8 protein-coding genes are annotated in these 15,035 nt (G+C 66.7%); 4 read left to right on the top strand and 4 right to left on the bottom strand.

Going from position 1 to position 15,035, the window contains the following annotated elements; all coding sequences use genetic code 11:
- Positions 1-837: 837 nt before the first annotated feature.
- Positions 838-3,186, bottom strand: coding sequence for a TonB-dependent receptor plug domain-containing protein (locus DX914_RS16010; protein ID WP_115860581.1), 2,349 nt, complete (start codon positions 3,184-3,186; stop codon positions 838-840).
- A gap of 149 nt (positions 3,187-3,335) precedes the next feature.
- Between DX914_RS16010 and DX914_RS16015 the strand changes: the two genes are divergently transcribed.
- The 3 genes from DX914_RS16015 to DX914_RS16025 all read left to right on the top strand — a co-directional run bounded on the left by DX914_RS16015 (position 3,336) and on the right by DX914_RS16025 (position 6,767).
- Positions 3,336-4,454: an NHL repeat-containing protein gene (locus DX914_RS16015; protein WP_115860583.1), complete on the top strand. Its 1,119-nt coding sequence runs from the start codon at positions 3,336-3,338 to the stop codon at positions 4,452-4,454.
- A 508-nt stretch (positions 4,455-4,962) separates the two neighbouring features.
- Positions 4,963-6,123 carry an alpha/beta fold hydrolase gene (locus tag DX914_RS16020; protein WP_115860585.1) on the top strand — a complete coding sequence of 387 codons (1,161 nt, stop codon included), beginning with the start codon at positions 4,963-4,965 and terminating at the stop codon, positions 6,121-6,123.
- Between the two features lie 215 nt (positions 6,124-6,338).
- On the top strand, positions 6,339-6,767 hold the full coding sequence (locus DX914_RS16025) for a hypothetical protein (RefSeq protein WP_147300703.1): 429 nt from the start codon (positions 6,339-6,341) through the stop codon (positions 6,765-6,767).
- An 826-nt stretch (positions 6,768-7,593) separates the two neighbouring features.
- Here DX914_RS16025 and DX914_RS16030 read toward each other — a convergent pair.
- Complete coding sequence (locus DX914_RS16030) at positions 7,594-11,724, bottom strand: RHS repeat-associated core domain-containing protein (RefSeq protein ID WP_231118303.1); 4,131 nt, start codon at positions 11,722-11,724, stop codon at positions 7,594-7,596.
- Between the two features lie 318 nt (positions 11,725-12,042).
- Here DX914_RS16030 and DX914_RS20285 point away from each other — a divergent pair, with 318 nt between their 5' ends.
- Positions 12,043-12,366, top strand: a complete 324-nt coding sequence (locus DX914_RS20285) for a hypothetical protein (protein WP_158549360.1) — start codon at positions 12,043-12,045, stop codon at positions 12,364-12,366.
- Positions 12,367-12,525: 159 nt separating this feature from the next.
- Here DX914_RS20285 and DX914_RS16035 read toward each other — a convergent pair whose 3' ends face one another.
- Both DX914_RS16035 and DX914_RS16040 read right to left on the bottom strand, forming a co-directional pair.
- A complete protein-coding gene (locus tag DX914_RS16035) occupies positions 12,526-13,851 on the bottom strand; it encodes an APC family permease (RefSeq protein WP_158549362.1) in 1,326 nt (441 codons plus the stop codon).
- A 256-nt stretch (positions 13,852-14,107) separates the two neighbouring features.
- The gene (locus tag DX914_RS16040; protein ID WP_115860591.1) at positions 14,108-15,001 is read right to left on the bottom strand and encodes a LysR family transcriptional regulator; all 894 of its coding nucleotides are present in this window, start codon (positions 14,999-15,001) and stop codon (positions 14,108-14,110) included.
- Positions 15,002-15,035 lie beyond the last annotated feature (34 nt).

The following is a 15,035-nucleotide window of genomic DNA, read 5'->3' on the forward strand; positions in this document are numbered from 1 at the left end:
ACGGAGGGAGCGATGGGCGGAATCAGCCTCTGGCACTGGATCATCGTGCTGGGACTGCTGGTGGGCGTGGCGGTGCTGGCGGTGCTCGTCGCCGTGATGGTGCGCACCGGCCGCCGGCCGGGGGAATGAGCGACGGAAGGTCACACCCGCGCCCTGTAGGAGCGGCACACGCCGCGACCGCGCAAACACGACAACCGCGCATGCGCCGCCGAGCGAATTTTCGCGGTCGCAGCTCACGCAGCTCCTACAGTCGGAATCGAAGCCGCGCGCTACTGTGGGAGCGACGTCGCTTGCTTTGGGGTAGGAGCGGCGTAAGCCGCGACCGCGCCACACGACGCACCGCGCATGCGCCGCCGAGCGAATTTTCGCGGTCGCAGCTTACGCAGCTCCTACAGTCGGAATCGAAGCCGCGCGCTACTGTGGGAGCGACGTCGCTGGCTTTGGGGTAGGAGCGGCGTAAGCCGCGACCGCTACAACCCCGCCACCGCGCAAGCGCCAAAGGCTAGGTTCCACGATCACGGCTTACGCCGCTCCACCGCCACTGCCGCACCGCCTGCGCTCCACGCAGGCGCGCGAGGCCGGTCCGTGTGCCGGCCTCGCGCGCCGCAAGAGTCGCTGTCGGCCTGAGGCCGAGCCATCTTCCTGGCGGAGCGATGGAACCGCGCAATCCTGGGCGGTCCGTTATTGAAGAACGCAGGTGGCGCGCAACACCGGCCACGCACGCATGCAAGCGATCGCGCCGACGTCTGCGACGCGCCATCGCCGCGCAAACTCCGGGCGCGGCGACCGCTACGTCGCCACGCCCGGCCCCCATGCAGACGTAGGCCGCCACGCGGCTCAGAACTTGTAACGCGCGATCAGCTGATACACCGGCCCGGCCTGCTCGCTCTCGCGCTCGAACTCGTCGTAATCGCGGTCGAGCTGATCGCCCAGGGTGTCGAACTTGTGGAAGTCCTCGCGCTTCTTCGCATCCAGCAGATTGGACCCGGTCAGGCGAATCGAGAAGCTCTCGCCGAAGCGCTTCTCCACGAACACCTCCAGATCCGCGCCATAGCGCGTCAGCACTTCCTCGGCCAGCGCCCGCGAGCGCACGTCGCCCTGGCGACGATAGCTGGCGCCGAAGGCCCAGCCGTACTCGCGCACGTCGTGGATGAAGCCCACGTTGTAGACATAGCGCGACTGGTTGTTGAAGCGGCGCTTGCCCAGCGCGTCCTCGACCTCGCTGTCCAGCCAGGAATAGTTCGCGAACACGCCGGTGTCCGGCAGGCCCAGCGCGGTCAGCGGCGTGGAGGCGTCGAACTCGATGCCGTAGACGTAACCGTCGCCCACGTTGGCGGCCGTATAGACGAAGCTGTTCGGATCCAGCTGCGGATAACCCGGCGTGGCCGGCGTGGCGCCGGGGTGATCGCCCAGGAACTCCTCCAGCTCGTCCTCGTAGTCGTCCAGCGCGGTGGCGCTGGGCCGGCCGGTGTTGACGACCTCGATCAGGTCCTTGACGTCGCGGTAGAACAGATTGACGCCGACGATGCCGTGCGCGCCCAGGCGGCGCTCGAAGCCCAGGTCCAGGCCCCAGGCGGTTTCCGGGTCCAGCTTCGGGTTGCCGGCGAAGTCGTTGTCGCCGTACTCCTCTTCCAGGGTCAGCGGCAGCACGTAGTTGAAGCTGGGGCGGCGCACGGTGCGCGCCAGCGACAGACTGATGCGGTCGCGCTCGCCCAGGTTCCAGCGCAGGTGCGCCGAGGGCAGCAGCACCGCGTAGTCGTTGGATGCGCGCTCGTCCTCCTCGCGCACGTCCACGTCGGTGGTCTCGTAACGCAGGCCGGCCTCCCACTCGAACGCGCCGCCGCCTGGGCCGGACAGCATCAGGTAGGGATCCAGGCGACGTTCCTCGATGCGGCTGGCGGCGCGCTCGAAGTCGGCGTAGGGCGGCAACGGCGCGCCTTCGTCGTCGGTGTCCACCTCGCTGGTGCGGCGCAGGGTGTCGCGGTCCTTGGACTGCGCGTCGATGCCGAACTCCAGCTTGGCGCCGCCGGCCAGGCGGCGCTGGTGCGACAGCGACAGGCTGCGCTCCACGTCCTTCTGGTCGCTGAGGATGCGCGTGCCCTCACGCTCGTCGAACGCCGGCGGCGTGTCGTCGTCGTCGTAGCCGGTCTCTTCCTCGGTGTCGGTGCGCACGTCCTCGAAGCGCGAATAGCCCAGATCCGCCGTGGTCCGGCCGCCGAGCATGTCGAAACGGTAGCTGCCCGACAGGGCCAGGTTCTTCTGGTCGATATCCACGACCTGGTCGTTGTCCGACAACAGATGATCGCGGTCGTTGCGCGTGGGATCGTTGTACTCCAGCGAGTGCTCGCGCTCGGTGCGGTCGGTGCGCACGTACAGACCGCTCAGCGACAGCTGGCCGCTGCCGATCTCGCGGGTGTAGGACAGGTTGGCCGAGTAGTCGGTACCGTCGCGGGTGTCGGTCTGGTTCTCGGCGTCGGTGAAGTCGCCGTCCGGCTCCTCGAAACGGTCGCTGCGCTTGAGCTTGGGGTTGTAGCGCCCCTGCACGTTGAAGCCGCCAAGCAGGCGGCCGCCGCCGAAGTCGCCGCTGGCCACGCCGCCCACCGTGCCCTTGACCTCGCCGTCGTCGAACCGCAGCGCGCCGGCGCGCAGGTAGCCGCCGTCGAACTCGTAGGCATCGCGCAGCACGATGTTGAGCGCGCCGGCGACCGCGTCGCCGGAACGGTTGGCGCTAGGGCTGCGCACGATCTCGATACGCTCCACCAGCTCGGCCGGAATGCGGTCGACGAAGAACGAACGGTCGTCGCCGGCGCCCGGCACCTTCTTGCCGTTGATCAGCACCTGGGTATAGCCCGGGTCCAGGCCGCGCAGGCGCGCGCCGTCGTACTCCAGCACGTCGGACACGAAGGTCACGCTGGGCACGCGCTTGAGCATGTCGCCCACGGTCAGCGGCTCGAAGCGCTGGAAGTACTCCAGGTCGTAGGACAGCGTCGGCGCCAGCGCGTCGGTGCGGTTGCGGTAGACGATCTGGCCTTCCACCACCACCGCGTCCAGGTCGCGCGCATCGGCTGCGGGCGCGGCGGCGGCGGCGGTCATCGGCGCCTGCGCGAACGCGGCGCCGGTGGCGGCGAACAGGGCCGCGCCGGCAAGCGCGCGCGCCAGGCCGGCGGCCAGGGGAGTGTGGTTCATGACGGAAGTCCGCTTCGGGGAAGCGCGACTATTTACGTAGGCTGCATGGCGGAACGATGACACCTGGCGTTTCTCGCAACTGTCACGATCGCGCTTTACGCTCCGCGCGCCGCGGACCGTCGCTCCGCACCACCCTGTCGAGACTCCGTATGCGCCTACGCCACGCGCCGCTGCTGTCCCTGTTGCTGCTGAGCGCCTGCGCCAGCGACCGCGCCGCGCGCGAGCCCGACGAGACCGGCGCCGAGCCCATGCTCACCGCCGCGCAGCTGCCGCACGCGGTGGTGCGCGAGGCCTTCGTCACCGCGCTCACGCCCAAGGAGAACGTGGACTCGCCTGCGTCCTGGGTCGCGCCCGACGGCCGCGTGCTGCTGCTGGCCACGGCCAAGAAAACCAGCCGGCTGATGGTGTACGACGGCGACAGCGGCACCGAACTGCGCCGCTACGGCAGCCCCGGCGCCAAGCCCGGCCAGTTCCTGCGCCCCAACGGCATCGCCGTGCACGGCGACTACGCGTTCGTGGTCGAGCGCGACAACCGCCGCGTGCAGGTGCTGCGCCTGCCCGACCTGACCCCGGTGGGCATGTTCGGCAACGCCGAGCTCAAGCAGCCCTACGGCCTGTGGGTGCGCGAGATGGGCCAGCGGCAAGTCGAAGTGCTGGTCAGCGATGCCTATATGGCCGGCGAGGACGCCAACGGCGACGAGATCCCGCCGCCGCTGGCGGAGTTGAACCAACGCTACCAGCGCTATGCCATCACGCTAGAAGGCGCCAGCTTGCAGGCGCGCTCGCTGGGCGCATTCGGCGATACCAGCGAAGCCGGCGCCATCCGCGTGCCCGAATCGCTGTGGGGCGACGTGGCCCACGACCGCCTGCTGATCGCCGAGGAAGACCTCAAGACCGGCACCGCCCTGCGCGAGTACGACCTGCAAGGCCGCTACCGCGGCCGCACCCTCGGCCTGGGCCTGTTCCGCGCCCAAGCCGAAGGCATCGCCCTGTGGACCTGCGCCGACGGCAGCGGCTATTGGCTGGCCACCGACCAGTTCAAGGACCGCAGCCTGTTCCACGTCTTCGACCGCAACACCCTGGCCCACCTGGGCGCCTTCGCTGGCGGCACCGTAGGCAACACCGACGGTGTCTGGCTGCAGCAGGGCGCGACGAAGCGCTTCCCCCGCGGCGTGTTCTACGCCGTGCACGACGACATGGGCGTAGCCGCATTCGACTGGCGCGATATCGCCAAAGCCCTGTCCCTGCGCGAGAGCTGCGAAAGCTGACCTTCCCCAACGTCGCCCCGACCGCCCCCTCTAGGAGCGGCGCAAGCCGCGACCGCGCCAACGCGATCCACCGCGACATGGCCTGCGCCCGCAACGCCCCATCGCGACTCGCAACGCGCTTTGGGGTAGGAGCGGCGCAAGCCGCGACCACGCCACCACGACCCACCGCGCACCGCTCCACCCCCAAGCGTCTCGCTTTGGGGTAGGAGCGGCGTAAGCCGCGACCACGCCACCGCGCTACACCGCGGCAGCGCCGCCGAGCGAGTTTTCGCGGTCGCAGCTTACGCAGCTCCTACCGTCGGAATCGAAACCCCGCCTTCTGTGGAAGCCGCGTGAGCCACGATTGCCGCGCACGAAGCCGAACCCTCAGCGCCGAAGCATTCTCCACACATCGACGCGACCACGATCACGGAACGCCGCGTATCGCACACACGCAACCGCTACGCCTCCCACCGTATCCCTGATACTGCGCCCCCACGCCAGCAGCGCTAACCCGCCAGGAGACACGATGGGATACCCAACCGCACCGAAATGGATCGCGTCCTGGCTGCTGGCACTGGCCTTGCCCTGCACCGCTTACGCCGCCGATCCCGACCAAGACGCCGCCAAGAACGCACCCAAAGACCCCTACAGCGACGCCCGCGCCATCGTCGCCGACCTCCAGCGCATCGTCACACCCAACGGCGTGCAGGAAACCTTCAAGGCGCCCATCGGCGGCATCGACCAATGGGTCTCGGTGCGCGGCAAAGACCGCGCCCACCCGCTGCTGCTGTTCGTGCACGGCGGCCCCGCCTCGCCGTCCATGCCCGTGGCCTGGACCTTCCAGCGCCCCTGGGAGGACTACTACACCGTGGTCAACTGGGACCAGCGCGGCGCCGGCAAGACCTACCTGGCCAACCCGCCCGACCAGGTCGCACCGACCATCCGCATCGACCGCTACGTCGACGACACCATCGACCTGATCGAGCTGCTGGGCAAACGCTACGGCAAGCGCAAGGTGGTGCTGGTGGGCCACAGCTGGGGCAGCATCGTCGCCCTCAAGGCCGCCCTTAAGCGCCCCGACCTGATCCACGCCTACGTCGGCATCGGCCAGGTCATCAGCGTGCCCGAGAACGAGCGACTGAGCTACGAATACGCGTTGCGCATGGCGCGCGAACACAACAACCAGGAAGCCATCCGCGACCTGCAGGCGTTGGCGCCCTACCCCGGCCCCGAGCCGCTGACCCGCGAACGCATCATCCGCGAACGCAACTGGGCCCAGCTGTACAGCGGCCTGACCGCCTACCGCACGCAGTCCGACTACTACTACGACGCCCCCAAGCTATCGCCCGAATACACCGCCGCCGACCGCGCCGCGATCGACCAAGGCAATCAGCTCACCCTGGGCCGGATCCTGCAGGAATGGAGCCGGGTCGACTTCACCCCCGTGCGCAACGTCCCGTTCCCGGTGTTCATGCACATGGGCCGCTACGACCAGACCACGCCCTCGGCGCCGACCGCGCGCTGGATAACCGCGGTGAAAGCCCCGGTGAAGCGCGGCATTTGGTTCGAGCATTCGGCGCATCTGTCGCCGATGGAGGAGCCGGGGAGGACGTTGGTGAGTTTGGTGGAGGATGTGTTGCCGGTGGTGAAAGGAGACGCCGCGGATACGAAGGCCGGTAACAGATAGGAATCGGCTTGACGAAATCGTTATCCGGAGCGCAGTGGTCGCTGCCTTATCGCAGCGCATTCGCGATCCTGTCCTCGATGGCACAGCTCCTAGCTCGTGCGCGCCGCTAAGAAAGCGCGCCTTCACCAGAAGTTATGAGGGCCAAATGAACCTGACCCCTTTTTCTCAGATTCAAGGCCCAGGTGCTGTGCAACGAACGGTCTGTGTTGGCCGCCATGGCCTATGTCGACCTCAACCCGGTTCGCGCTGGGTTAGCCGATCGCCTCGATGCATGCAAACACACCAGCATCAAAGCGCGTCTGGAGAGCCCGGATACGACGACTCCCTCCCAACCGCTGCGCCCCATGGCCGGTTCCATTGCGGCCTGCCTGCCGATACAGCTGGGCGAGTACCTCGCCTTAGTGGAATGGACGGCGCGGCAGGTCCGGCCGGACAAGCGTGGGGCATCGACCCCGTGTGCACCTGCGGTGTTGAGGCGAATCGAGCCGCACTCTGGGCGCTGGGCGGTGAGAGTGAAGGCGATCGGCTCGGGCTACTGGCGCGTCGTCGGAGACGTCGAGGATCTGGTGGAGCGAGCGGCGAACCTGGGGCAGCGCTGGCTCAAGGGACTGGGGTTGGCCAAGGCGCTGACGTACGAGAGGTGAAACATGCCGAACGCTTTGAAGCCCGCAAGGGAGGATGGCGCGTGCGCGACGTTACTTCCGGCTGATCGCCGGGAAGCAACCCTTGCGCCTTGAATAGCAACTCTTCAACACGCGCATGAGGCACCGGAAGACAATGGGTCTCCTAGTTCGCTTCTCTGCGCCCCTCGGAGAACATGGGTGTCCTAGTTCGCCCTCACTCGTCCTAGTTCGCCCTCCTTGACACCGATGCTATCGGGTAAATGAACCTGACCCCTTTTCTGGGGAAAATTATGGGTGTCCTAGTTCATTCTGCCGTTCGTCGATATCGATTGGGGGTAAATGAACCTGCCCCCTTTTTTCGAGGGCACCGAAAGACAATGGGTGTCCTAAGTTCTTGCCCCTCTAGTTTGCCTCCCTCACACCCCTCTACCGTGCACGAAACACGAAGCACCTTTGTTGGGCTTGGAAAGTGTTTCGTGTGCACTGTTAAGCATGGCATTGACGATCACCGGACTTGGAGCATGCTCGCCAGCTGTCATCTCCCTTAAGGCGTGCAAGACCCGGGCTGCGTCGCGTAGAGCTCCAGCCTCATGAAACTCTCGGCACTTCGATCCAGCGCTTATTGCATAGGGCACGCAACGGTCAATGAGTTTTGAATACCGTTGGTCCATAGATGCGATGCGCGCAGTTAGATCCACATTTCCCGCCTTCGCGGAAAGCTGCATTCTTTGAATTTCGACTCTCTGCTCGTCCAGCATAGCTGATAGCCGCTGACATTCCGTCGGAAGTGCGTTGTCGTTAGCGCAAGCACATAAGACCAAGCAAAGAGCGATCATCGATAAGCGCGTCATGGCACTGGACCTCTAGGAGCTTTCGTTCCAACGATTCCCAAATTGCAAAGCTGACCAACGATGTCCCACCACGGCACAGGATCAACCAAATTCAAAGTCTTCTTCTCTTCCTCCAACTCGCAATCCACTGCTCGTGTCATTGCCTCGCAAGCTCTAACTGCATCTGGAACACAGGATGGGCCCGCATTGGGTGACTGGCAGGCCCAGTAAATTCGCGTGCACTCATTCGCCACGTTTTGCCTGCGCTCGCTACTCCATTTCTTGAAATGATCTTCCTTCCTTTTATGCCAGTATCCTCCCGTTCCGGTTATTAGCTCACATACACCTTGAGCTACCATCTGACCAAGAAGTCCATACTGATCGAATATAAGAAAAGGATTTGCATCGCTATATAAGTATGTATTTAGGCCGCCGTTAAGCCCTATCGGATCACTGGTGCTGTAGCGACCGACAGCCGCCTCATAATCTCGGAAGTAGTTGTAGTTCAGCCCACTGGCCGCGTCATACCGCTGCCCCGGATAGCGCAGATCGAATACGAAGCTCGTCCCGTCCAGGTCCGGGTCCTGCTCCGGCGGACTCGCGCCGAACGCCTCGCCCTTGAGCTGCCACTTCCACACGCTCACGTTGCGCTGCGGGTCGATCACCTCGCGCGGCGTGCCCAGGTGGTCGGGCTGGATGTAATGCAGTTTCTGCGCGGCACCGCTGCCGACCAATAGACCGACAGGGTAGTTATCCAGCCAGATTACCTGCTGTAGCGGCGTGGCGCCGTCGTACTCGCCCAGCCATTGCCCGGCCTCGTCGTACACGCTCAGCTTGCTGTTGGCGCCCAGGTAACGGCGCACCTGCTCGCCACGGCCGTTGTAGGCGTAGTTCATGACGACCGCGTTGTTGACCTGGGTCTGCACCAGGCGGTTGCTGTCGTCGTAGCTCAGCTGCAGCGCGGTGCCGCCCACGGACGTGGTGTTGCCGTTATCGCTGTAGGTGCGTACCACCCCGCCCACCGTGCTCAGGCGGTGGCTGGTGCTCGGGTAGGTGTAGGCCGCCGTGCCGGCCGACGTGGTCTTGCCGGTGCGGTTGCCGGTGGCGTCGTAGGTGTAGGTCTCGATCGGCGTGCCGCTGGGGCCGTCCTGCAGCTGGTCCAGGCGGCTCAGGGCGTCGTAGCGGTAGCGGGCGTCCAGCGCGTTGGAGCGGTTGCGCAGTTCGCTGATGCGGCTGACGTTGTCCAGGGTGAAGTCCACATACAGGCCGCTGCCCGACGTGTCGGCTACCCGAGTGGGGGCGTAGTTCTGGTCGTACAGGCGCTGCAGCACCCGGCCGTTGTCGTAGGTCCAGGCGGTGACCGGGCCGAAAGCGGCGTACTGCACGTTGTGGACCAGGCGCTGGCGGCTGCCCCCCACGGGGGTGTAGCCCACTTCGCTGATGCGGCCCTGGGCGTCGCGCTGGTAGTCCACCGCCGTGCCGTCGGGGTAGACGATCCCGGTCAGGGCGCCGCCCAGGGCGTAGCTGTAGCGCGTGGCCAGGGTGGTGCCGGTGGCGAAGGCGGTGGTCTTGCGGACCAGATTCCCGAAGCGGTCGTAGCAGTAGTCGGTCTGGCCGCTGGCGTCGCTCATCCGGGTCAGACGACCCTGGGTGTAGGTCTCTCCCGTGGTGCAGCTGGCCTGGGCGGTGTCGTAGCTGTAGGCCACGTTGAGGCTGGCCGTGGGGTAGGTCACCGCGGTCAGGCGGTTGAGCGCGTCGTACTGGTAGCCGCTGGCCACGGCGCGCGCGTCGGTCTGGCCGGTGCGGTTGCCGGCGGCGTCGTAGCTGTAGGTGGTGACGCCGGTGTCCGGGCTGGTCAGCTGGGTCAGGTCGCCCAGGCCGTTGTACTGGTACTGGGTGTGCAGGCCCTTGGGATCGGTGACCTTGGTCAGGCGGTCCAGAGCGTCGTACTGGAACTGGGTGTTGGCGTTGATCCCGGCGGTGTCCTGCAGGGTCTGGGTCAGGCGGCCCAGCGGGTCGTAGGCGTTGTCGGTGACCGTGCCCTGGGCGTCGGTGGTCGTGTCCAGGTTGCCGGCGGCGTCGTAGACGTAGCCGGTGGCGTGGTTGTAGGCGTCCTTGCCGGTCTTGAGCTGGCCCAGCTGGTTGTAGACCCGCGACAGGGTGCGCTTGAGAGCGCCGCCGCTGTCTTTGGTGTCTTCCCGGGTCCGGCTGCCGGCGTTGTCCAGGGTGTAGACGATCTGGTTGCCGGCGTTGTCGGTGATGCTGGTCAGCCGGTGCGCGGCGTCGTAGCCGAACACGGTATAGGCGCCGTCGGGCTGGGTGATCTGGCTGACCAGGCCGGTGGGCGTGTAGGTGTAGCGGGTGATGGCGTCGTCGGTTTCGCTGCCGGCGTTGGGGCCGCGGACCTTGCTGGCGGCCAGCCAGCCGCGCGGGTGGTACTCCAGGTCGGTGACCACGCCGTTGGCGTCCTTGACCGAGCGCGGGCGGCCGGCGCCGTCGTAGGCCAGGGTCTCCACCACCTGGCCCAGTGCATTGGTGACCTTCCACAGGTCGCCCTTGCGGTGCGGGCAGGTGGCCGGGGCGCTGGTGCAGCTGGCGTCGTCGCTGGCGTAGTAGGTGTAGGTCGTGGTGTCGTTGAGGTCGGTGCGTGGGCCGTTGACCGCGGTGACCAGACCCAGCAGCGGGCAGGTGCCGGCGGTGATGTCGGCCTGTTCGCAGTAGGTCGTGGTGCTGCTGCGGGTGTTAGTGGGAGTGGCCGGGTCGATCGACGTGGCCGTCAGCGGCTGGCCGCGGGTGTTGTAGGTCCAGGTGGACTTGCCGACCAGGACGTTGGCGTTGTTGTAGGTGCGGCGCTCGCTGGGCGCGGCCCAGGGTGCGTTCCAGTCGGTCTGGATGGTGCGCGTGGTCGCTATGACCGTGCCCCAGAAGTCCATGCCTTCGGTGCGGCTGGTCTGGCGCCAGTTGGTGTAGACGTAGGTGGTCCGTGAGCCCTGCTGGTCAATGGACCAATTGAGCCGGTCTCCCGAGTAGTTCGCGTGCGTGGTGTAGCCCAACGAGCCATCGGTACTGGCCAGCGTCATGTGGCTCGGCGCTTTGCCTGTGTTGTGCGACAGGTAGGAATAGGTCTTGGTAGCGCCCTGCGGCAGCGTGACCTTGGATTTGCCGTCGGCCTGATACTCCACCGTTACGCGGCCGGTGCCGCCGGCATGCTCGCTGAGCGTGGCGCGGCCGCGGTCGTCGTAGGTATAGGTGGCGTAACGAACGCCGTACTCATCCAACACACCGGTGAGGTAGTTGGAAAAGAACTGCGGATCGCATCCGGAGATGGCAGCGCCAGCCGCGTCACGGCAGAGCTTGGTCGTCTCCGCGTACAGATACTCGCGGCTGTCCATGGCCGACGGTGCGCCATGACTGGCGTACTTCACCCGGCCCAGGCTGTCGTAGGTGTAGGCCGCCATAGCCACGCCGTCGGCGCTGATGGCGGTGATGCGCGGCGGCGCACCTTCTGCGCCACCCGTGGGCGTGGCGGTGTAGGCGAAACTCAAGCTGCGACCCGACGGGCTATGTACCTTCAGCAGTAAGCCCTCTTTAAGACACTGCCCCAAGGCGACGGCCGCAGCTTCGCAGTACTCGTAAGAGAACACACGGTCGCCGTTGCGGCTGTACTTCATACGGCCGGCTTCGTCGAACCAGCGCACCTGGCCGGGGCCGGTGGTGACGCGCCAACGCGCGTAGGCCACCGGATCGGGCTCGCGGAACACGGCCGTCGACGTCGAGGTCCGCGAAACGAAATTGGACGCGTCGATCTTGACCAGAAGCTCGTAGTAGCCGTCGCTCTGGCGCCAGCTTTCCGGCTCTCCGCTGACCATATTCAGGCGATCGGAGAAAGAATGCGCCCAGTTGTTGCCCATGCCCGAATGCAAGGACAAGTCGCTGCTCGAGTTATAGGAGCGGCGGAAGGCAATGCCTTCCCACGAGAAATCTTCCTCGTTGTACTCCTTATTGCCGGTGGCGGCGACCAGCGGGTTGCCGTCCTTCGGGCATTTGCTGCATTGCGCCGCGCGATAGACGACGATCTGCCCTTGCGCATAGCTGCGGCAGACCTTGGACCATACCGGAACATCGCCGCTGAACGCGGTCTGAGCCACGTAGAACTGCGGGCATTCGAACCAGTCGGTCCTATTAACGCTGCTATCTTCGGTAACGCCATTGGTTGTCAATGTCGCTCGAAATCCCCGCATTTCAGGCCGGCTCGGATTGCGATTGACGAAGGCGTAACGGTCCGATGAGATCCAAGCGCCCCATCCGCTGGGCTCGGTCAGTACATAACTTCCAAAGAACGAGCCGCTCCAGGGCGAACCGGCGTAGGGGTAATTGTTAAGGATATCCTGCTGGAGTTGGACCTCATCCTCACACCCTCGGTGGTTGGGATCGGCTGGCACGCTCGGACAGTCACGCGTGTGCCCTTGAACGCTGGTGGCGTAGTAGTCCCCGATGAAGGTGGCCGCCGTGTCTGGCAGGTTGTACTGCAGCAGCAACGTGCCTTCAGTGAGTTGCTGCTCGCTGACCCGAACCAATTGCGCATTGCCCACGGCTGGCGAAGGCTCGGTGCGGATATAGGCTTCAGCTTCGCCCAATGTCTTGAAGCATTCGGATTGTTGTCCGGGCATATAGCGGGCGGCGCAGTACTGATCGGCCGCCAGAGATACACGGGGCAAGGCCAGCAGTACGAGCAGCATCAGCCATTGGATCGCGTTCTTCCCCAGCGTGCTCATACGACCGTCCCTTGATGCGTGTTGGATTTGTGCACCTATCATCCGGGAAGCCCGTCTCACCGTTCAAGACAGCACGCGGCACGTTTTATGACGGTTGCGCCAACCGCCAATTGCAATCAAGCGCAACGCCAGGCGCGAGATGAAAAAGCGTGATACGCACCACGCAGCGTCTCCTCAGCGCACGCTTCCCCGCCAAGCCCGCAACCCCAAATACACCAACACCAACCCCGCCAACGACACTCCGATCGCGCTCCACTCACGCGCGCTCATCGTGGCCAGGATGGCGGCCATGGTGAGTACGGCGACGGCGGGGATCACCGGGCCACCGGGCAGCACGAAAGGTTCGCCGCGTTCGCGCAGGTCGATGCGCTGCGCGCGCCAGGCCGCGATGGAGACGGCGGCGAAGACCAGGCAGATCGCGCCGCCGGAAATCAGCGCCAGCGATTCGAAGCTGCCGCCCAGGGCCAGCGCGGCGGCGACGCCGGCGTGAGTGAGCAGGGCCAGGCGCGGCACGCGGTGTTTGGCGTCGACGCGGCCGTAGGCGTGCGGCAGGTAGCCGTCGCGGCCCAGCGCGAACAGCAGGCGCGAGGAGGCGAACAGGTTGCCCATCAGAAAGCCGGTCATCGACACGCAGGCGGTGATCAGCAGCAAGCCGCGGCCCGGCGTCCACAGGCTGCCGGCGGCGTCGGCGATGGGCGCGCCGCTGGCCGGCAGCGCGGCGCCCAGCGTGCCTTGGCAGACCACCTGCAGGCCGATGTAGAGCAGCACGACCAGGCCGATGGCCGACAGCGTCGCGCGCGGCACGTGGCGCGCGGGGTCGCGCACTTCGCCGGTGGGCACCAGCGCGGTTTCCATGCCGGAGTAGGCGAACACCACCAGCACCATCGCGCTGCCCATCGCGCTCCATGAGCCGATGCCGCCCCAGCCCAGGTGCTGCCAGTCGACGAACAACAGGCCCAGCGTGGCCAGCAGGAACAGCGGCGCGAGCTTCAAGGTCGCCAGCAGCACGATCATGCGCGCGCCCAGGCGCACGCCGAAGGCGTTGAGCGCGAACAGCGCGGCGTAGGCACCCAGGATCAGCAGCGCGCGCGGCTGCGGTTGCGCGAACGCGGGCCAGGCTTGCGCGACCTGCGTGGCCAGCGCCGCGGCCACGCCGGCGCTGGAAGCGGTGTTGCAGATCCACATCAGCGCGCCGGCGATGAAGCCGGCGAACGGTCCGTAGGCTGCGCCCACATAGGTGTAGGGCCCGCCGGTGGCGGCGGCGCGGCTGCCCACCGCGGAGAAGCACATCGCGATCGGAACGATGGCGATCGCGCCGGCGATGAAGGCCAGCGGCGCGGCCGTGCCCAGGCGCGAGGACAGCAGCGCCGGCAGCATGAAGATGCCGGCGCCGACGATGATGTTGATGATCGAGGCGCCCAGCTGGAACGGTCCCAGCGCGCGCACCAGGGCGGCGTCGCCCTGCAGCGGTGCGGCGGCGGGCGGATCGGCGGTGCGCATGGGCGGCATCCCCTGGAAGGCTGCGCGGCAGCCTCGCACGGCACGGGGACGAAAGCGAGAAGGTGGCCGGCAGCGGCGGAGTAAGCCGCGATCCGCGTTCGACACGTATCGCCACGGCGCGATGCGTGACGGCGCGGATCGCGACTTACCCCGCCGCTGCGCAGGCCCCGGGGGACGCCGCCACCCTAGCTGCGCAGGTTGCGCACATAAATCCGGGGTTTCACTCAGGCCAGCGGCACAGAGTTCGCGCTTTGGATCATTCGTCCTGGCACATGAAGTCGACGAAGGCGCGCAGCTTGGGTGCCAGCTGGCGGCGTGCGGTGTAGTAAATGTGGAAGCCGGGGAAGGGCGGCGTGTAGCGGTCCAGCACCTGCACCAGGCGGCCGGCGGCGAGGTGGTCGGCGACCAGGACCGGAAACAGCTGGCCCAGGCCCAGGCCGGCCAGCAGCGGGGCGCGCGCCAGGCTGCTGTCGTTGAAGATCAGCCGCCCGCCCACGTCCACCTCGAAATCGCGGCCGTCGCGGGTGAACTCCCAGGGCTGCATGCGGCCGCTGCCGGGCAGGCGCTGGCGGATGCAGTCGTGGTGGATGAGGTCCTCGGGCACGCGCGGGGTGCCGCGGCGGGCGTAGTAGTCCGGCGAGCCGACCACGATGGTGCGCTGCGGGCCGCCGATGGGCCGGGCGACCATGTCGCGGGCCAGGCATTCGCCCAGGCGGATGCCGGCATCGAAGCCGCCCGCGACCAGGTCGGCGAGGGTGTCGTCGGCGAACAGCTCCACCTGCACATCCGGGTATCGTGCCAGGAACTCCGGCAAACGCGGCTCGATCAGGCTGCGTATGGCGATGCGGCCGGCATTGATGCGCAGCCGCCCGGTGGGCCGTTCGCGCACCGCGTCCAGGTCGTCGAAGGCGGCGTCGATCTGGGCCAGGCCCGGTCCGACCTGGGCCAGGAAGCGCGCGCCGTGCTCGGTCAGGCCGACCCGGCGGGTGGTGCGGTTGAGCAGGCGCACGCCCAGGCGCTCCTCCAGGCCGCGCACGGTCTGCGACAGGGCCGAGGTCGACACCTCCAGTTCGGCCGCGGCGCGGGTGAAGCTGCCCAGGTGGGCGACGCGGGCGAAGGCGATCACGGCGGGGAGCGGGTGCGCGGCCATTGTGAAGCGTTCCTTCAAGACACGTTCGGATAAT

The sequence above is a fragment of the Lysobacter silvisoli genome, from assembly GCF_003382365.1.
In the GTDB taxonomy this organism is placed as follows: Bacteria; Pseudomonadota; Gammaproteobacteria; order Xanthomonadales; family Xanthomonadaceae; genus Lysobacter; species Lysobacter silvisoli.